This window comes from uncultured Oceanisphaera sp., assembly GCF_947495715.1.
GTDB classification, from domain to species: Bacteria; Pseudomonadota; Gammaproteobacteria; order Enterobacterales; family Aeromonadaceae; genus Oceanimonas; species Oceanimonas sediminis.
Genome location: NZ_CANLZU010000006.1, coordinates 118,053 through 137,153, shown reverse-complemented (window position 1 = coordinate 137,153; position 19,101 = coordinate 118,053). Strand labels below are relative to the sequence as shown.

At 61.4% G+C, this 19,101-nt stretch carries 17 protein-coding genes; 3 read left to right on the top strand and 14 right to left on the bottom strand.

Going from position 1 to position 19,101, the window contains the following annotated elements; translation table 11 throughout:
* The first annotated feature begins 244 nt into the window (after positions 1 to 244).
* Positions 245 to 1,375: a hypothetical protein gene (locus Q0753_RS05680; RefSeq protein ID WP_298718367.1), complete on the top strand. Its 1,131-nt coding sequence runs from the start codon at positions 245 to 247 to the stop codon at positions 1,373 to 1,375.
* A gap of 187 nt (positions 1,376 to 1,562) precedes the next feature.
* Here the strand turns inward: Q0753_RS05680 and Q0753_RS05675 are convergent, their stop codons facing one another.
* Entirely contained in the window at positions 1,563 to 1,856 is a 294-nt protein-coding gene (locus Q0753_RS05675; protein ID WP_298718365.1) for a hypothetical protein, read from the bottom strand.
* 158 nt (positions 1,857 to 2,014) lie between these two features.
* On the opposite strand from Q0753_RS05675, the gene Q0753_RS05670 reads away from it, so the two are divergent.
* On the top strand, positions 2,015 to 2,353 hold the full coding sequence (locus Q0753_RS05670) for a co-chaperone YbbN (RefSeq protein WP_298718363.1): 339 nt from the start codon (positions 2,015 to 2,017) through the stop codon (positions 2,351 to 2,353).
* A gap of 166 nt (positions 2,354 to 2,519) precedes the next feature.
* On the opposite strand, the gene Q0753_RS05665 is transcribed toward Q0753_RS05670, so the two are convergent.
* From Q0753_RS05665 to Q0753_RS05645, 5 genes are all read right to left on the bottom strand, one after another.
* Positions 2,520 to 3,296, bottom strand: coding sequence for a glucose 1-dehydrogenase (locus tag Q0753_RS05665; protein ID WP_298718361.1), 777 nt, complete (start codon positions 3,294 to 3,296; stop codon positions 2,520 to 2,522).
* Positions 3,265 to 4,623, bottom strand: coding sequence for a serine hydrolase (locus tag Q0753_RS05660; RefSeq protein ID WP_298718359.1), 1,359 nt, complete (start codon positions 4,621 to 4,623; stop codon positions 3,265 to 3,267). The genes Q0753_RS05665 and Q0753_RS05660 overlap by 32 nt, the downstream gene beginning before the upstream one ends.
* 285 nt (positions 4,624 to 4,908) lie before the next feature.
* On the bottom strand, positions 4,909 to 5,886 hold the full coding sequence (locus tag Q0753_RS05655; RefSeq protein ID WP_298718357.1) for a calcium/sodium antiporter: 978 nt from the start codon (positions 5,884 to 5,886) through the stop codon (positions 4,909 to 4,911).
* 647 nt (positions 5,887 to 6,533) lie between these two features.
* A complete protein-coding gene (locus tag Q0753_RS05650) occupies positions 6,534 to 8,024 on the bottom strand; it encodes a CoA-acylating methylmalonate-semialdehyde dehydrogenase (protein ID WP_298718355.1) in 1,491 nt (496 codons plus the stop codon).
* A gap of 188 nt (positions 8,025 to 8,212) precedes the next feature.
* Positions 8,213 to 9,565 (bottom strand): aspartate aminotransferase family protein, encoded by a 1,353-nt coding sequence (locus Q0753_RS05645; RefSeq protein WP_298718353.1) that lies wholly within the window; start codon positions 9,563 to 9,565, stop codon positions 8,213 to 8,215.
* Positions 9,566 to 9,935: 370 nt separating this feature from the next.
* Between Q0753_RS05645 and Q0753_RS05640 the strand changes: the two genes are divergently transcribed.
* A complete protein-coding gene (locus Q0753_RS05640) occupies positions 9,936 to 10,847 on the top strand; it encodes a LysR family transcriptional regulator (RefSeq protein WP_298718351.1) in 912 nt (303 codons plus the stop codon).
* Here the strand turns inward: Q0753_RS05640 and Q0753_RS05635 are convergent.
* From Q0753_RS05635 to Q0753_RS05600, 8 genes are all read right to left on the bottom strand, one after another.
* The gene (locus Q0753_RS05635) at positions 10,844 to 11,770 is read right to left on the bottom strand and encodes a bile acid:sodium symporter (RefSeq protein WP_298718349.1); all 927 of its coding nucleotides are present in this window, start codon (positions 11,768 to 11,770) and stop codon (positions 10,844 to 10,846) included. The two genes, Q0753_RS05640 and Q0753_RS05635, sit on opposite strands and share 4 nt — an antisense overlap.
* Before the next feature lie 30 nt (positions 11,771 to 11,800).
* On the bottom strand, positions 11,801 to 12,583 hold the full coding sequence (locus Q0753_RS05630) for a fumarylacetoacetate hydrolase family protein (RefSeq protein WP_298718347.1): 783 nt from the start codon (positions 12,581 to 12,583) through the stop codon (positions 11,801 to 11,803).
* 36 nt (positions 12,584 to 12,619) lie between these two features.
* Positions 12,620 to 14,071, bottom strand: a complete 1,452-nt coding sequence (locus Q0753_RS05625) for an amidase (RefSeq protein ID WP_298718345.1) — start codon at positions 14,069 to 14,071, stop codon at positions 12,620 to 12,622.
* Positions 14,047 to 15,339 (bottom strand): TRAP transporter large permease subunit, encoded by a 1,293-nt coding sequence (locus tag Q0753_RS05620; RefSeq protein WP_298718343.1) that lies wholly within the window; start codon positions 15,337 to 15,339, stop codon positions 14,047 to 14,049. The genes Q0753_RS05625 and Q0753_RS05620 overlap by 25 nt, the downstream gene beginning before the upstream one ends.
* Entirely contained in the window at positions 15,336 to 15,968 is a 633-nt protein-coding gene (locus Q0753_RS05615) for a TRAP transporter small permease subunit (RefSeq protein WP_298718341.1), read from the bottom strand. The genes Q0753_RS05620 and Q0753_RS05615 overlap by 4 nt, the downstream gene beginning before the upstream one ends.
* 59 nt (positions 15,969 to 16,027) lie before the next feature.
* The gene (locus tag Q0753_RS05610) at positions 16,028 to 17,065 is read right to left on the bottom strand and encodes a TRAP transporter substrate-binding protein (RefSeq protein ID WP_298718339.1); all 1,038 of its coding nucleotides are present in this window, start codon (positions 17,063 to 17,065) and stop codon (positions 16,028 to 16,030) included.
* An 82-nt stretch (positions 17,066 to 17,147) separates the two neighbouring features.
* A complete protein-coding gene (locus Q0753_RS05605) occupies positions 17,148 to 18,320 on the bottom strand; it encodes an aminotransferase class V-fold PLP-dependent enzyme (RefSeq protein ID WP_298718337.1) in 1,173 nt (390 codons plus the stop codon).
* 82 nt (positions 18,321 to 18,402) lie between these two features.
* On the bottom strand, positions 18,403 to 19,098 hold the full coding sequence (locus tag Q0753_RS05600) for an aspartate/glutamate racemase family protein (protein ID WP_298718335.1): 696 nt from the start codon (positions 19,096 to 19,098) through the stop codon (positions 18,403 to 18,405).
* Between the last annotated feature and the right edge of the window lie 3 nt (positions 19,099 to 19,101).

Sequence of the window (19,101 nt, the reverse complement as noted above, 5' to 3'; positions counted from 1 at the left end):
ACAATCACCTGACAAATCACCAAATAGCCCCACGGATAGACTACATACACCCAAATAAACAAAAGGTGATGTTGTCGCACCCGTAAAACCGGCGACCATAGCAAAGCCCCATTGCCGGGCATATCAGACCTTGGTCTAGTGGCGAGTGCCGGCGTACTTTACAGTTAACGGTTGTAGCGCCGGCGCAAACCGGATATACCCCTGTTGTTGAGTGACATTGTGAGTCGTCTTGATTGGTGAGCCTGTGAAAAAGCTGTTTTTGATTGGTGGTGTGGCCCTGTTGCTGGCAGCGGTGTTCAGTGTGGGCAGTCGCCCGGTTCCCATTGAGCAGAAACTGATACAGATTCAGGCCGGCGATGTGTTGCAGGGGTTTCCCGGCATTGAACAAGAGCCGGTCGGGGTGCAGGCAGTACTGCTGGATCTGGCCGATGACCCGCTGCTGCTGGTGAAGGCGCAGGCTGCATTCATGCGTTATCCGGCCATGGCCCGCCGTGTGTTTTCGCTTTACGGCCAGGAGCCCGAATTTCAGGAGATTCTGCGTCGCTATGGTGAAACCGTGCTGCCACCTATTCATCACTTTCTGACCCGGCCCGTTTACACCATAGAGCTGATAAACCAGGCGGATCAGGGCTACCGGGCCATCAGGCAGTATTTTACCGGTACGCCAAAAAGCACCGGTACCCCAAGCGCAACGCCGGAGCGGTATCAGACGCTTTCTCCGGAACAACGTGGCTGGTATGCCGTTAACTTCATCAAGAGCGAAGGGCATGATTTTCTCGGCCAGTTTGTGGTGGACGACCAGGGGGAAACCCAATGGATAGTAACCGAACGCATGCTGGAAGGGCTGAACCGGTTTTTTACCGGCGGCATTCGCAGCCTGGAAACCAAATACCGCGCCGGTGAAGCACTCACGGCGGGTGATATCGGCTGGGCCTCGGTCGATGTGCTGGTGTTGACCAGTGCCGTCAAGGTGTTGCGCATGGGGCGGGCGGCTGCGGTTACCACCCAGGGCGCCAGCCGGGCCACCCGCTCGGCGGCTTTGGCGGCCCGGGTAAGTCAGGGCGGGCGTATGGTGCTGAATGGTGCCCGCTATGCCAAGTGGCCGCTGGTGTTTGGGGCAGGCTACCTGGTCATTACCCACCCCAGCCTGGTCAGTGACCTGCTCGCGGGGGTCGCGGATGTGCTGGGCTACCCCGTGCTGGCCGTGCAGTTTGCCGGCTGGCTGTTGCTGTTGATCCCGGCGCTTTACCTTGGCAGCTGGCTGCTTTGGCTTGTTGTTCCGCTACTGATGGGGCTGTTGCGGGCCACTCTGTTTGTGCTGGCCAGGCTGAGCGGCAGAACAGGGCGTGTTTCCCGATATGGTGAGCTGAGATAAGGCGGCACGGCGAATACCGATAATATGTGCAAGCCGGGGGTTCAGTTCGGCGGGGTCATATCCGTCGGACTAAAGGCGTGATCAATACCCGATAACAATGCCGTGTTTTAAGCACGGTATCTTTCTGCAGAGAGATCCTGACTTTCGTCAGGATGACGGACTAAGCGCATGATTAATCGGGTTGGGATCACTCGGGTGGGATCAGCCGGGCATCGGTCAGGGTGCGGGGGCGATAACCGGGTACGCTTTGCCAGCGGGCCCACACGGAGGGATCTATGCTCACGCCCACGGAAAGGTTGCCCTCCCCGTCTCTGTCCAGCCGCCGGTAGTGACGGCCATCGCCGGAATGGAACCAGCGCCGATAGCGGCCATACCAGCCGGCCATGAAGTCGTTGAACGAGTCGGTGGGCGCCGTCATCCAGGCCAACGGCTCCGGTGTGCTCGGCGTTAACGCCAGCCCGGCATGACGGCATAAGTGCAAGGCGGTGTGTTTGTAGCCGGCGCTTTAGCTGCCGGACCTGCGGAGCAGGATGATTTTTACCCCCCGCAGAGACGGGGCTCCGCGAGCAAAGTGGCCGATACAGAGCGATTCTGCGCTGCTTTTAGCCTTGTCTTAATTACCGAGATGTTGGATTCACTATGTTGTGTGTTACCAGTCAAACCCAACTCGATGCACTGCTGGCCAGTCACCCGGCGGTGCTGGTGCTGTATGGCGGCCAGGCTTGCGGCGTTTGTCAGGCGCTCAAGCCTCGGCTGCAGCAGTTGCTGGCCGAGCATTTTCCGCACGTGCAGGCCTGTTATGTGGACTGCCAGGCAGATGGCACCGGCCTTTGCGCCCAGCAGCGCGTTATGGCATTGCCGGTGGTGCAGATATGGTTTGAGGGCAGCCGTTTTACCGAGTTTTTCAAGGTGTTTTCACTGACGGATATCAAGGCCGCGCTGGAAAGACCCTATGGGCTGCTGTTTGATGACACATAAACCACAAGTCTGCTCGCCTGGTAGGGTCCATTTCAATGGACCAACCTAACCTGGATGTACCGCCATCGGTCGAATGAATTCGACCCTACGACATCTGGCCCCAACCCCTCCTTAAATAAAAACGGCGCGCCCACAAGGCACGCCGTTTCTGCTTGCGCAGGATTTTCTAGTCCAGGGTTTGTACGCCGCCGCCGTTCACGAACAGAACCTGGCCGCTGACCCAGTTTGAAATGGGGGCGGCAAAATAGAGCACGGCACCGGCAATGTCGTCCGGCTCGCCCAGGCGCTTGAGCGGGGTGTGGGACAGCATGCGCGATTCAATTTCCGGCGTCAGCACAGAGGCCAGGGCGTCGGTTCTTACGGCGCCGGGGCCGACGGCGTTGACCCGAATGCCTGCCGGGCCGTAGTCGAAGGCCAGATTGGCGGTCATGTGGTTGATGGCCGCCTTGGACGAGGCATAGGCGCTGATGGCCGGGCTCTTGTTGATGGAGCTCATGGACGACATGTTGATAATGGAGCCATAGCCGGCGTTTTCCATGTGCGGGGCGCACAGCTGGGCCAGCCGCCAGTTGCTGAATACGTTCAGCTCGAAGGTGCGGGCAAACTGCTCCACCGTTAAACTGGCCGGGCTCTCGCGACCGGCACCGCCGCCGCCCACGTTGTTGACCAGAATATTGATCTGACCGAATTCGGCCAGGGTCTGATTGACCAGGCCGGTGAGATCTTCGTCTTTGGTGACGTTGCAAGACACCGCCAGCGCCTGACCGCCGTCTTTGCGAATCTGGCTGGCCACGGCGTCGGCCGCCTCCAGGTTCAAATCGGCTACCACCACGCTGGCGCCGTGGGCGGCCAGCATCAGGCTGCAGGCCTTGCCGATGCCGTTGGCGCCGCCGGTGATAATGGCGACCTTGTTACTCAGATCGAAGAGTGCTGCTGACTTCATGGCTGTTCCTCTTTGGGTAAAGGGTCATTAAATGATCCGCCACCGCCTGATAAGCAGGCAGAGACGTGGGGTCGTTGGCGCCGTTGGCGGCCACCGGGTGGGAGGCAAAACGTACCAGCACCATGTCGGCGGCGGGGTCGATATAAATGGTCTGACCGTGCACGCCCCGGGCGGCAAAGGCGCCATTGGCGTTGTGGGTTAGCCACCACATGTTGCGATAGGACCAGCCTTTCAGCTTGTCGAACCCGGCTTTGGCAAAGGCTGCTTTACTGCCGCCCTTGCGAATGTCGTCGATGGCGGCGGCCGGCAATATCTGCTCTCCCTGCCATTTGCCCTGGTTGCGAACCAGCTCGCCAAAACGGGCCATGTCACGCAGCCCGGCACTCAGGCCACCGCCGGCAAAGGGAGTACCCAGTTCATCCACCTGGTAATAGGCGGCCTGCTCCATGCCGATGCGCCGCCAGACTTTTTCTGCCAGCAGCTCGGCAACCGACTGGCCGGTCACTCGAGAAATCACCCAACCCAGGGCGTCGCTGTTCACGGTTTTGTAGCCGAAGGCCTGGCCGTGCTCGCCCTGCTTCTTTACCTGCTGCAGATAGGCAAAATAGCCCACGGGCCCGGTGTAGTCCGCCGCTTTGGGCAGGGGATTACCGGCGGCGGAGTAGGCCCATACCTCGGCATTGGGGTCGGCATAGTCTTCGCTGTATTGCAGGCCCGTGGTCATGTCCATCAGCTGGCGTACCGTGGCGTCCCCAAAGGCCGAGTCGTTCAGCTCGGGCACGTATTGCGCCACCGTTTTGCTTTCATCCAGCGTACCTTCGGCCACCAGCATGGCGGCCAGGGTGCCGGTAAAGGATTTGGTCACCGACATGGCGGCGTGTTTTTTGTCTTCACTCAGGGCCCCCAGGTAGCGCTCGTACACCACCTGACCCCGGTGCAGAATAATCAGGCCGTCGGTGTAGTTGAGCCAGAGCGCGTCTTCAAAGCTGATCGGTTGCGCCGAGCCCCAGGGCAAAAACTGCAGGTGGTCGATCAAGGGATCCAGCCGGTATTTCAATGGCACCGGCGCTTCCAGGCCGCGAGACACCTCTACCGTGGGCATGAACTGGCGCATGTTGGTTACGCTGTAACGCAGCGCCGGAAACTGAAAAAAGGAGCCGTCGGCCGCCCGAACCACCTTGTCCGGCGCCGGCGGAAAGCCCTGCATCCAGCCCAGAGTGGCGGGTTCACTGTCTTTGGCAGACAGCGGCTCGGACGCCGCCGGCAGTGCCAAAACGGCGCAAAGCAGGGACACCCCGCCCTTTGCGAACATTCTGAATCCGATCATTCTTGTCTCCCGTACCGGGTGGCTTGTTCGGGTGAGTATAGACTCAGGAGCATGTGAAACTGAACGAAAGGCGGGGAAAACGGCGGTGGTAACCGCCCATTCTGGGCGTGGGGTCGGGAATGGCGGCGGGCCTGCTCCGGAATCGGAGATCGTCACTCCGGGCTTGCCCCGGAGTCCACGGCGGTTTGCCGTAAGATGCCGGGGCAAGCCCGGCATGACGGTATTCTTTGGGCCCGGCATGACGGTATTCTCTGGCCCGGCATCATTCATGTTCGGCCGGCAAGGTTAGCCGGCGGCAAGCACGCTTTGGGCCAGCCAGCCGGTGTAACCAACATACACCGCCAGCAGCAGGGCGCCTTCAAATCGGTTGATGCGTCCCTGGCGGCCCTTGAAGCCATAACCCAGCACAAACAGCGACAGGGTCAGCACTATCATCACCATGAAATCGCGGCTGATCACCTCGGACGCCACTTCCAGCGGATGAATAACACCGGCTAGGCCGACCACGGCCAGGGTATTGAACAGGTTGGAGCCAATGACGTTGCCGATGGCCAGATCGTGCTGGTTCTTGCGAATGGCGGCAATGGAAGACGCCAGCTCCGGCAGCGAGGTGCCAATGGCCACTATGGTCAGGCCGATGATCAAATCGCTCACCCCAAACGCCTGAGCAATATTCACCGCGCCCCACACCAGAATACGGGAGCTGACAATCAGCAGCAGCAAACCGGCCACCAGCCAGAAAATGGCCTGTTTCAGGCTCATCAGGTTGTCGTCCAGCTCCTTTACCTCGTCGCCGGTCATGCTGTCTTTGCCATCACTCATGCCCTGCTTGATGCTCCAGCCCATCAGCAGCACAAAGACACCCAGCAGCACAATGGCATCGGTACGCGCCAGCATGCCATTCCACAACAGTGCCAACGACAGCAGGGTGATCAGCAGCAGAATGGGCAGCTCTTTGCGCAGCACCTGGGAATGCACCGAAATCGGGCTGATCAGGGCGGTAATGCCCAGAATAAGACCGATATTGGCGATGTTGGAGCCATAGCCGTTGCCCAGCGCCAGGCCCGGGTTACCTTCCATCGACGAGATGATCGACACCACGATTTCCGGCGCCGAGGTGCCGAAACCGACAATCACCATACCAATCAGCAAGGGTGGCATACCCGCATAACGGGCGGTGGCCGAGGCTCCATCCACAAAGCGGTCGGCACTCCATACCAGCACGGCGAGGCCGAGTACAATGGCAGCAACAGACATCAGCATGAGACGCCTCCCGTCAAAGTCAGGCAGGCAATATTCATATTTACAGTGGGTAGCATAAGGGCTCTTCAGGGCGGGATATTGAATACCGGAGGCAGACCCACTTCCCGCCCGGAACCAGGTCTGACTCAGGTCTCATCAATCCGATAGGACACCATCACCATAAGCTTGTGGCTTAGAGATTGTTGACGATGGTTTCGGCGGGCACCGAACGATTACTCCCCCAAGAGGCGCATATTGTGACAGCTTGCGGCAGCCAAGAAAAGACCCGGCAGCGTGAGAAGTCGTAACCCCTCCCCGGCCCCCCCCTTGCGTTGCACCCCGCTGTCATCCTGCTGATCACGGATTCAAGGGGAGGGAGCTAAAAGCCCCTCCCCCTTGGTAGCGGCGTAACAGGCACGACGGCGACTTCTCTTCAAGGAAAAGCCGCCAGGGGGAGGCTGGGAGGGGGTGTCGTTTTGGCCGGGGTACTGAACCTGCGGAATATGCGCATCCCCTGCAGTAACCCCTCCCCAACCCTCCCCTTGCGTTGCACCCCGCTGTCATCCTGAATATTCACGATTAAGGGGAGGGAGCAAAATGGCACCAAGCCTGCTTTGCCCTTCCCCTTCACTCCTCACTCCTCACTCCTCACTCTTCACCATTCAAACTCACATGCTCGGAAAGGCGAAGTCCAAGGCCTGATGGCTGGCCCGTTCCGGCCAGCGCTGGGTAATGGTTTTGCGGCGGGTGTAGAAGCGCACCGAATCGGGGCCGTAGGCGGCCAGGTCGCCGAACAGCGAGCGTTTCCAGCCACCGAAGCTGTGGTAGGAAACCGGTACCGGCAGCGGCACGTTGATACCGACCATGCCTACCTCTATTTCGTCGCCGAACAGCCGGGCGGCCTCGCCGTCACGGGTGAAGATGCAGGTGCCGTTGCCATATTCGTGAGCGTTGATAAGATCGATGGCGTCTTCCAGGCTGTTGACCCGCACCACACACAATACGGGTCCGAAAATCTCTTCCTGGTAGATGCTCATTCCGGGGGTGACCCGGTCGAACAGGCAACCACCGAGGAAATAGCCCTGTTCATGACCGGGCACCGACAGGCCTCGGCCGTCTATGGTCAGCTCGGCGCCCTGCTCCACTCCGGCGCCGATGTAGCCTTCGATTTTGGCCAGATGCTCCTTGCTGATCACCGGGCCCATATCCTGGCCACACCGGGTGCCGGGGCCGATTTTCAGGGCGCGGATCTGTGGCTCCAGTTTGGCAATCAATGCATCGGCCACCGCATCGCCCACGCACACCGCCACCGAAATGGCCATGCAACGTTCGCCGCAGGAGCCATAGGCGGCGCCCATCAGGGCACTGACGGCGTTATCCAGGTCCGCGTCGGGCATCAGCACCGCATGGTTCTTGGCGCCGCCCAGCGCCTGCACCCGCTTGCCGTTGGCGGTGCCCTGGGCGTAGATGTATTCCGCCACCGGGGTAGAGCCAACAAAGCTGATGGCCTTGACGTCCTTGTGGGTCAGCAAGGCATCTACCACCGTCTTGTTGCCGTGCACTACACCAATTACTCCCTTGGGCAGACCGGCCTCTTCCAGCAGCTGGGCGATCAGCAGCGAAGCGCCGGGATCCTTTTCGGATGGCTTGAGAATAAAGCAGTTACCGCAGGCGATGGCCATGGGCAGCATCCACAGCGGCACCATGGCCGGAAAGTTGAACGGGGTGATGCCGGCCACCACGCCCAGCGGCTGAAAATCGGACCAGGCATCGATATTGGGGCCCACGTTACGGGTGTAGTCGCCTTTCAGCAGCTCGGGCACGCCACAGGCGTATTCCACGTTTTCGATGCCCCGCTGCAGCTCGCCTTTGGCATCTTCCAGCGTCTTGCCGTGCTCTTCGCTGATAAGGGCGCAGATATCGTCGGCCCGCTCTTCCAGCAGCTGCTTGAAGCGAAACATCACCCGCGCCCGCTTGGCCGGTGGCGTGTCGCGCCAGGCCGGAAACGCCGCCCGGGCAGCAGCCACTGCCTCGGCCACCAGACTTTGGTCGCCCATGCAAAGCCGGCTGCATACCTCGCCGGTAGCCGGGTTATACACATCCAGGGTGGTGGTGCTGTGGTGGCGTTCGCCGTTGATCAGGTGAGGTATGGTGTTCATCTGGTGATCCTTTTGTTTGTTAATCTTGAAAAATATTTGGCCTCAAACCCGAATAGCTACCGGTTACAGAGAGGGATGGAATAATCCCCTGAGCCAACCGTCGATGGCATGGATGCCATCGCCGAGCTACATGGATGTACTTGCTGCGTGTTGGCGTGGGGTTATTCCATCCCGATAGACACCTGCCACTATGACTGGGCCTTGAGGGTGCGGTGCACCGCGTTGAACAGCTGCTCCAGCTCGTCCGGGGTCGAAATAAACGGCGGACCAAACTGCAGGGTGTCGCCGCCAAAACGCACGTAATAGCCCTGCTGCCACAGGCTGAGCGCCAGCTCCATCGGCCGGCGGGCCGGCTCACCGGGGTACGGCGCCAGCTGCACCGCCCCGGCCAGGCCACAGTTGCGAATGTCCACCACATGGGGCAGCCCCTTCAGACGATGGATTTGCTCCTCGAACACCGGCATCAGGCTGCGCACTCGGCCCGGCATGTCTTCATCGATCAGCACATCAAGCGAGGCCATGGCCGCGGCACAGGCCACCGGGTGGCCGGAATAGGTATAACCGTGCGGAAACTCCACCATGTAATCGGGCCCGGGCTGCTCCATAAAGGCCTGATGAATGTGCTCTTTGGCGATCACCGCCCCCATGGGGATCACCCCGTTGGTCAGCTGTTTGGCCAGGTTCATGATGTCGGGCACCACGCCAAAGGCCTCGGCGCCGAACATGGCGCCCATGCGGCCCAGGCCAGTGATCACTTCGTCGAATATCAGCAGAATATCGTGCCGGTCGCACAATTCGCGCAGCCGCTGCAGGTAGCCCAGCGGCGGTACTATCACCCCGGCCGAACCCGCCATGGGCTCGACAATCACCGCCGCTATGTTGGAGGCATCGTGCAGCTCAATCAGCTGCAGCAAATGGTCCGCCAGCGCCGCGCCGTGCTCGGGCTGGCCCCTGCTGAAGGTGTTTTCGGCCAACAGGGTATGGGGCAGATGATCCGCCTCCACCAGCTGGCCGTAATGCTTGCGATTGGGGCCTATGCCACCCAGGCTGGTGCCGCCCATGTTGACCCCGTGATAGCCCCGGGCCCGACCGATGAGCCTGGTTTTTTCCGGCTTGCCTCTGGCGCGCCAGTAGGCCCGGGCCATCTTCAATGCCGTGTCGGCACATTCGGAGCCGGAGTTGGTGAAAAACACCCGGTTCAGATCCGCCGGCGCCAGCCTGGCCAGCCGCTCGGCCAGCTCGAACGCCAGCGGATGGCCCAGCTGAAAACCCGGGGCGTAATCCAGGGTATTCAGCTGATGGGTAATGGCCTCGTTGATTTTGGGATGCTTGTGCCCCAGGCCGGTGCACCAGAGGCCCGAGAGGCTGTCGAACAGCTTGTTGCCCTGAGTGTCGGTAAACCAGGCGCCCTCGGCTTCGGCAATCAGCCGTGGTGCACCCTTGAAGGCCCGGTTGCCGGAAAACGGCATCCAGAAGGCGTCCAGGTTCAGCTGTTGGGCCTTGGCCTCGGCGGTTCGTTGCGAATCTATCATGCTGTTCATCACGGCTCCTTGTCATATGTCGCCTCGCGGGCACCACTCTATGACTGGATAATGCGCCCTGTTACCAAGAGGTTAAATTTAAACTTAATGAACTTCAGTTCACTGTTTACTTAACTTTTGGCAGAATCAGGCTTGTCGACTGAAACAGCCTCTGCAAACAAGCTGGTTTGCTCCCTCCCCTTGAGCTCGACCTCAACTGAATAACGGCGGGGTGCAACGCAAGGGGAGGGTTGGGGAGGGGTTTCTGCAGAATTTCGGCATGACACCCCCTCCCCACCTCCCCCTGGCGAAAACCCGCTGCCGTTGCCTGCAACCCCACAGCCAGGGGGAGGAGCAAAACAGCACCATCGACGCAAACAAGGAGAACTTTATGACGGAAGCAAAACAGCCGGTGCTGAATCAGGTCAGTGACTTCGAGCTGAAGCTGTTGAAGGTGTTTCGCACCGTGGCGGCCTGCGGCGGCTTTTCGGCGGCGGAAGTGAGTCTGGGCATCAGCCGGGCGGCGATCAGCATGCAGATGGCGGATCTGGAAAGCCGATTGGGGTTCAAACTGTGTCAGCGCGGCCGGGCCGGTTTTGCTCTCACCGACGAAGGGCGACGGGTGCTGGAGGCCAGCGATCGGCTGGTGGGCGCCCTCGACCACTTCAAGGCCGAAATCAACGATCTGCACCAACACCTGCGCGGTACCCTGGCCATCGGCATTACCGACAATCTGGTCAGTCACCCGGGCATGAAGATCACCCACGGCCTGGCCGCGCTCAAGGCCCGGGGGCCCGAGGTGAAAATCAACATTCACATGCAGCCGTCGGACGATATCGAAATCGGCGTGCTCGACGGCCGGCTCAATATCGGTGTGGTGCCCCGGGTGCGCGAGTTACCGGGGCTGGACTATCTGCCGCTGTACGAAGAAAGCTCACACCTTTATTGCGCCTCCGGACACCCCTTGTTTACTGCTGATGAAGAGTCCGGAAAGCTGACCGATTATGAGGTAGTGGTGCCCAGCTTCGCCCAGCCCGCCGAGGTGCAGGCACTGTATCGCCGTCATCCGCAAGGTGCGCGGGCCAACGATCGGGAAGGCATCATGTTCCTGCTGCTCACCGGCTGTTATCTCGGTTACCTGCCGGATCACTACGCCCGCCCCTGGGTGGAACGCGGCCGGTTGCGGGCCTTGCAGCCGGGCTTCACCACCCATTTTTGCGCCATTACCGCCCGCAGCCGCCGCGCCAACCTGGTGCTGGACACCTTTCTCGAAACACTATTGCCGCCCTCCTCTTCCGGCTAAGTCGCCTCTTCAAGCGCAGCCGACCGCTTCTGCCGCCGCTTGATGCGGGACGCCAGCAGCGAGTCGAAAAGCATCTGCAGAAAATGAAACAGAATGCAGCTGACCACCGCCGCCCCGCTGTTGGAGCCCAGCCCCACCAGTACGCTCACCGCCACCGGCATGGTTTTCTGGGACGCGGTAAACATCAGCGCCCGCCGCTCTGCCAGCGCCAGCCGCAACAGCCGACCGCTCAGCACACATAACAGCACCAGCGTCACATGCAGCAGCAGCGACCAGACCGACAACTCGAGCAAGGCGCCGGCCGAGAGCTGATACAGCGCCTGCCCGCTGGCCGATAGAGTCACCCAGGAAGTCACAATCACGCTCAGGGTCGATACCTGCCCCAGCCAGGACAGCCCCCCCAGCGCCGGGCGCCACTGTCGCAACAGCAGGCCGGCGATAAAGGGCAGCAACACTATCTTGAGCAGGGTCACCAGCATGGGCCAGGGCGAGAGTGCCAGCTCGCCTCCCACCAGCAGGCTGAGCATAAAGGGAATGGTGGCGATACCGAGGAAGTTCAGCCCCAGGGTCATGAACAGCGACCAGCTGGCCTTGCCTCCGGTAATCCGGGTCAGCACCACGCAGGACGACAGGGTCGGCGGCACCATCGACATCACCAGCAGCCCCAGCCGCAGGCTGTCGTCCAGCCCGCCGAAGGCATACACCAGCCAGCCGAGCAGCGGCGACAGCAGCAGGCTTATCAGGGCGCCGCTCAACAGGGTACGGCCAAAGCCCGGCTCCGGCCGCAACTGCTGCAGCGAGGTTTGCAGGCCGTTCATCAGAAAGATCAGCGCCACCAGCCAGGGCAGCAGCCCCAGCTGGTTCAGCCAGATGCCGGGAGCCGGCAACAACAGGGCGGCGCCGAACGCCAGACACAACCCCAACGGGAATAACCAGACGATGATGCGGCTCCTTTATTCGCCCAGGCTCACCCGAGCCTCGCCGATACCGGGGAAGACCACTTCCACCTCGGTGCCCGGCTCAACGAAGATCATGCCGGTCCAGGTACCGGAGGTGATCAAATCGCCCGCCTGCAGGCCGCCGTTGCGCGCCACCAGGTGATTGACCGCCTCCGTCAGGATCAGGGTGGGATCGCCCAGCGGATGACCGCCGACCTTGTTGGCCTGCTCCTCGCCGTTGAAGCGCAGTATCACCGGCTGCCTGCCAAGCTCTATGTTCTGCCAGTCGGTCACCCCGTTGCCCACCACCAGGGCGCCGTTGATCTGGTTGTCGGCCAGCCGCCACAGCTCGCCGGCCTGCTGCCAGTCCTGCAACCGGGTATCCACCAGCTCTATGGTCACGCACAGCTCGCCGATGGCCGCTTTGACTTCCGCTTGTGAATACAATTCGGCCCGGGGCGCCAGCGAGCGCCCAAGACGAAACGCCAGCTCGCCCTCGATGCCGATCATGTGAAAGGTGTCGGTGTCGACCCGGGCGCCGCTGTCATGCACCCGCTGGGGAGGAATGGGCGCGCTGTAGGGCGTCACGCCGGGCCGGGGGGCGCCGACTTTCCAGCTGGAGGTACGCAACCCCTCATCGAGCCAGAGCTTGCGGGCCAGCCCGTCCTGAATGGCATAGGCCTCTGCGACCGTCTGCGGTGCGCAGGATGCCGGCAGTGCCTCGAACTGGCCCGCCGCCTGATAGGCCCCGTGCAGCAGGGTAATGGCGTCGCTCACGCCGGTATTTATTGAGGTCATTGATTGCTCTCCATCTGTTGATTGCTTTCCATGCGGTTATTGCCTGGCATCAGAATTATTTGTGGTTTCACCGGGCCATTGCCAGCCCGCGTGAGCTGCGGCTTCATATTCGGCCGCCAGCCGGAACAGCAGTTCATCGTCACCGAAGTTGCCCACCAGCTGAAAGCCGATGGGCAGCCCCTGCTGTGCCTGCGCCGACGGCAGATTAATGGCCGGGTGGCCACAGGCATTGACCCAGCCGGTATAAATGGCATGGCCGCGGGGACCCACTTCCTGGCCGTCGATCTCGGTGGGATAGCCCTGCTCCGCCGGCCAGGGCAGCGCCGCCGCCGAGGGGGTCATGATCACGTCGACCTGGTCGAAGGCGGCACTCACCCGACGGCGAAAGGCATCGATATCGTCCAGGGCATTTAGATAACTCGCCGCGCCCATGTCCCGGCCCCGAGCCGCCTGGGTGCGGAATTTTTCTGCCGCCACCGGCTCGGCCTCGGGGTAGCGCTCAAACAACGCCGCCACCGCCACCGCGCCCAGCATCGGCCAGAAGGCATCGACAAAGTCCAGGCTGAACGGCAACTCGCCTTCCGTTACCTCGTGTCCCTGGGCGCGCAGCACGGCGGCGGCCCCGGCCACGCTGGCGGCGATTTGCGGGTCCAGCGGGTGGTCGCCGAAGCGCGGCACGTAAAGAATACGCAACCGCTCCGGCCGTGTGCTGAAGTCCACCCGGCCCTGGCTGACCCGCAGCGACTTGCGATCCCGGGCATCCTCCCCGGCCATGATATTGAACAGGGTGGCGGTATCGACCACCGAGCGGCCGATAGGGCCGATGACCTCGAAGTCCAGCATCACCTGAGGCAGGCTGTTGACCCGGGCCACGGCGCCGATGGACGGTTTGAAACCCACCAGACCGGTGTGCGAGGCCGGTCGGCGAATGGAGCCACCGCCGTCGGTACCGATGGCCAGCGGTGCGAAGCCGGCGGCTACCGAGGCCACGCCGCCGCCGGTGGAGCCGCCCGGGGTCAGGGCGGTATTCCAGGGGTTGCGGGTCACGCCGAACAACGGGTTGTCGGTATACCCTTCAAGGGTGAACTCGGGCACATTGGTCTTGCCCAGAATCACCATGCCGGCCCGGCGGCAGCGGGTTACCGACAGCTCGTCCTGCTCCGCCGGTCGGTCGGCCAGCGCCTTGTTGCCCCAGGTCGTGGCCAGCCCGGCCACGTTGAGGTTGTCCTTGATGGTCACCGGCACGCCGTCAAGCGGGCTCAGCGGGCGGCCTTGTTGCCAGCGTTGCGTGCTGGCCTCGGCCGCCGCCTCGGCCTCGGGGTTAAGGGCGATCAGCGCATTCAGCTCGGGATTGAGCGCACTAATGCGTGCCTCGCAGTCCTGCCAGACCTGCAGCGGGGTCAGGGTACCGGCGGCAAAGGCCGCCGCCAGATCGGTGGCGCCGAGGCGCCAGCCGGACTTCATTAACTCATCATGTTGGGCAGCCATAGGGCAATCTCCGGAAAGGCCATCAGTGACAGGGTAAACAACATCATGATCAGCATGAACGGCAGCACGCCCCACATGACATCCTGAATATTGCCGCCGTCTTTACGCACGCTCTGTACCACGAACAGGTTCATGCCTACCGGCGGCGTGATCAGCGCCAGCTCGCACATCAGTACCACGAACACGCCGTACCAGATGGGATCCACGCCCAGGGCGGTGACAATCGGATAGGTGATGGGAATGGTCAGCACCTGCATCGACAGCACGTCCATAAACATGCCCAGCGCCAGGTAGAACAGGATCAGTACCAGCAGCAGGCCGGTGATGCTCAGCCCGAACGAGGTCACCCAGTCGGTCAGCTCGTCCACCACCCCGGTAAGGCTGATGGTCAGGTTGAGTACGAAGGCGGCGGTAATGATCAGCAGTATCATGCCGGTGATGCGGGCGGTCTGAATGAAGCTTTCCTGCAGAAATTTCATGTTCAGCCGACCGGCACGCCAGGAGAAGAACAGCGCCGTCATTACCCCCAGTGCCGCCGATTCGGTGGCGGTGGCAATACCCATATAGATACTGCCCATGACGATGCCGAACACCACCGCAGGCGGGATCAAAAAGCGGGACATGCGCAGTTTTTCACGCAGGGTAATCACCTCTTCGCGCTTGCCGCCCTTGCCCATGTTGGAAATGCCGATATACACCATGAACGACAGGCTGAGCAGAATACCCGGGATCAGGCCGGCCATGAACAGCTTGCCGATGGAGTTGCTGGTCAGCGAGCCGTAGATCAGCATGTTGACGCTGGGCGGGATCAAAATGCCCAGGGTGCCGCCCGCCGCCAGGCTGCCCAGCGACTGGCGCATGGAATACTGACGTTCGTTGAGTGAAGGTAACGCTACGGTGCCGATGGTAGCGGCGGTGGCAACAGAAGAGCCGGAGGTGGCGGCAAACAACGCACAGGAGCCGATGTTGGTGTGCAACAGACCACCGGGCAGGCGCCCCAGCCAGGCAGCCATCGCCAGATACATCTTGTCGGCGATGCCGCTGCGCAGCAGCAGTTCGCCCAGCATGATGAACAGCGGAATGGCAGTCAGAATCGCTTCGTTGTGCACGCTCCAGACCACGGAGCCGATGGAGTCGACAAACGGCATGCCGAACACCATGACCCCGCCAATCACCCCTATCAAGGCCATGCTGACGGCGATGGGCATGCCCAACAGCAAGAGTCCCAGCATGGCGAAAAAGCCGACAAATACTACGGATAAGCTCATTGGGTTCCCTCCCTGACCGGCTGCGCGGAGATGCCAGCGGATAACGATGCCTCTTCGACGGTGCCGCTTGCCTGCTGACGGTGTTCAAAATCTTCCAGTTCTTCTTTCAGCTCTTCGCTGACGCCCTTGGGATGAAACTCTTCGTTCAGCTGTTCACTGCGGCCGCTGAACAACAACCAGGTTGCCCGCAGACCGTAAATGGCCGCGGTAAAGGCAAACACGGTCAAACCAGCCAGCCAGACACCCTGAGGGTACTTGAGCGGTGTGGCCCAGGGAGTTTGTGCCGTGCTGCCGTAATCCAGGGTTTCCAGCACGATTTGCAGACAGACCCAGAACAGGAACAGACCGAACAACGCCATCAGGGTGGCCGACAGCCAGTTGAACAGGGTTTGCAAAGACTGGGGGAATTTCTCGTGAAAGATATCGATACGCATGTGGGCACGACCCAACAGCGCCAGGGTAAAAGACAGGGTGGCTCCCGCCGCCAGGGCGTAACCGCCCAGTTCATCCACCCCCTGCAACGACACGTTGAAAAACTTGCGCAACAGGGTTTCGGTCACCACCAGCACAGACAACAGGAGAAAGATTCCTCCAAACACCATGCTGGCCATATACTCAATTCGTTTCATCAGATACCTCCTTGTCGCCGCATGAAAAGCGGGGGCTCGGCCCCCGCTTGAATGCAGCATTACATGCCGGCAATGGCGCCGACATCGCGCTTCCAGTCGCTGGCGCATTCGGGGTTGGTCTTGTTACAGACTTCCGCCCAGGTGGGGAAAGACACCTCTTTCACCGTATTGGCAACAATACTCAGGTCCTTCTCGGTCACCGGCACTTCAACCAGGTCGAACTTGGTGCCGGTGGTGCAGGGCTCGCCGCCGACGTTACAACGTCCGGCATCCTCGAACAGTTCCTCGGAGTAGGTCCAGATTTCATCAATCAGCCCATCGAAGGCGCTCTGCAGCGTGACCTGCTGATCCGGCGTCAGCTTGTTCCAGGCCTTGAGGTTGATACCGTAGCCATTGAGTGCCATCTGGAAGCCCAGCGGCAGCACATGGGTGGTCACCTCGGGCCAGCCGGCAGAGTTGGCCGAGCTGGGGCCGGTAATGGCACACTCGATTACGCCCAATGCCAGACTCTGATGCACGTCGCCGAAACCGATGGGCACCGGAATGCCACCTACCGATTCGACAAACTGGGCCAGGTTCTGGTCATAGACCCGTACCTTCAGACCCTTGACATCCTCCAGGCTCTCGATCGGGTGGTTACAGAACATCACCTGCGGGCCGAAGGGCCAGACACCCAGCAGCTTGGTGTTGAAACGCTCCTGCAGCCGTTCGTCTACCGTTTCCTTGTAGGCGTCGGCCACCTGGCGACCCTGAGCGAAGTCCGGGCTCAGACCCACCAGATCCAGACCGAGAATGGTCGGCTCGTCGCGGGAGATCTGCGACATGCGCAGCGACACCAGATCGAACATGCCCGACTTCAGCACTCGCAGCTGTTCCACGTCCTTGATACCGGTGGTATCCAGCGGTTTGTAGTTCACCTTGAGTGGCAGGCCGGTTTTCTCGGCCAGGGTTTCGAAGAACGGCTGTTCCTTGTTTTTCTGAATCAGCCCGGTGGCCAGCGGCTGGCCAATCACCTTCAGCTTGATGGTGTCTTCCGCCATGGCGGGGCTGGCCGATACCGCGGCACAGACCAATGCAGAGAGCAGCAGTTTTTTCATCTTGGAACTCCTTCCTTGAACACAAACATAATGTGCGCATCATGCGCAGCATGGCGTCGGCGGGGTCCCACCGACGCCGTTATCAGGCGCCGGTGTCGGACAGGTAGGCCATGGCCGCCTGTACACCCCCGCTCTGATGCGGTACCCCGGCACAGGCCAGGCCCATTTCAACACCCGACAGAGTGCCGAGCAGGGTCAAATCGTTGATGTCACCCAGATGACCGATGCGGAACACCCGGCCCTTGAGCTTGCCCAGCCCAGCGCCCAGCGACATGTCGAAGCGATCCAGAATCACCTTGCGCAACTGGTCGGCATCCTGCCCCTCGGGCAGCAACACGGTAGTGAGCACCGGGCTGTGTTCCTGCTCGTTGAGGCAGAGCACTTCCAGGCCCCAGGCGCGCACCGCACGGCGGGTCGCCTCGGCGTGACGCTGGTGGCGGGCAAACACCTGCTCCAGACCTTCTTCTTCCAGCATGCCGATGGCTTCCTTCAGGCCGTACAGCAGGTTGGTGGCGGGGGTATAGGGGAAATAACCGGTGGCATTGCTGGCCAGCATCGGCTGCCAGTCCCAGTAGGATTTGGGCAGGGTCGCCTGCTCGGCGGCCTTGAGCGCCTTGTCGCTCAGGGCGTTGAAGCTGATGCCCGGCGGCAGCATCAGGCCCTTCTGGGAGCCGGACACGGTGACGTCCACACCCCATTCGTCGTGGCGGTAATCGGCGGAAGCCAGCCCGGAGATGGTGTCGACCATGAACAGCGCCGGATGCCCAGTGCCGTCGATGGCCTTACGCACCTCGGCAATGCGGCTGGTGACCCCGGTGGAGGTTTCGTTGTGCACCACACACACCGCCTTGATGCGGTGGTCGGTATCCGCCTGCAGATGGCTGGCAATGGCCTGCGGATCGGCACCGTGGCGCCAGTCACCGGGAATGAATTCCACCTCCAGTCCCAGCTTGGTGGCCAGTTCGTGCCACAGGGTGGCAAACTGACCGGTCTCGCACATCAGCACCTTGTCGCCGGCGCTCAGGGTATTAACCAGCGCCGCCTCCCAGGCACCGGTGCCCGAGGCCGGGTAAATGATCACCGGGCTCTCGGTCTTGAACATCCGCTTGATGCCGGCCAGCACTTCCTTGCCCAGCTCGGCAAACTCCGGCCCTCTATGATCGATGGTCGGATAATCCATGGCGCGCAGAATGCGGTCCGGCACCGGTGACGGGCCGGGGATTTGCAGAAAATGACGACCACTTTTGTATGACATGACTCACTCCTTTGATGGGATTGCTGTAATGGGGGAAATCCCCTTTCCTTGATAACTTAAGCCTTGCTACCTTCAACCTTGCTTACGTCAGCCGGGCACCGTCTGCCTCGGCCCTGAATAATGGGAGTCTGGCCAGGCCGCAGGCCTGGGTAACCGCGCAGGCCATGCCGTCGAGCAACGGCACCGATACTCTGGCCTGCAGTCGGCGATGCAGACCGGCGACCACGGCGCCGACCAGAATCACACACTCGGCGCCGCCCTCGACCAGCCGGTTGCAGGCCTCGACAAGCGATAATTCAAACTGTTCCGGTGCCGCCTGCACCGCCGGTGCGTCGGCGGCAATGGCTTCTATTCCGGCCAGGCGGGCTGCCAGGCCGTGCCGCTCCACCAATTCCCGGTACAACGGCACCGTTTGCGGCCCCACCACCACCAGGCCATAGCGACCACCAACCATGCAGGCGGTGAGCAGACTCGCTTCCAGCAGGCCGACCACCGGCACCTTCAATGTCTCGCGCAGGGCCCACAGGCCGGTATCCAGCGATACCCCCACTACCACGGCGTCACAGCCTTCTGCGTGTTCTGCCAGATTGGCTTCGACCGCCTCGATACAGGCATGCTCGGCGATGGCGCAATCGCGGCGCGTCTGAATCACCGCCGCGCCAAAGGCGCCGGTGGCGGTACTCAGTTGCCAGTCGGCCGGCAGCGACAGCCGGGCTTCGGCTGCCAGTGTGTCGGTGATGCTTCGGCTGGTGTTGGCGTTGACGAGCAGCAATCGCATCGG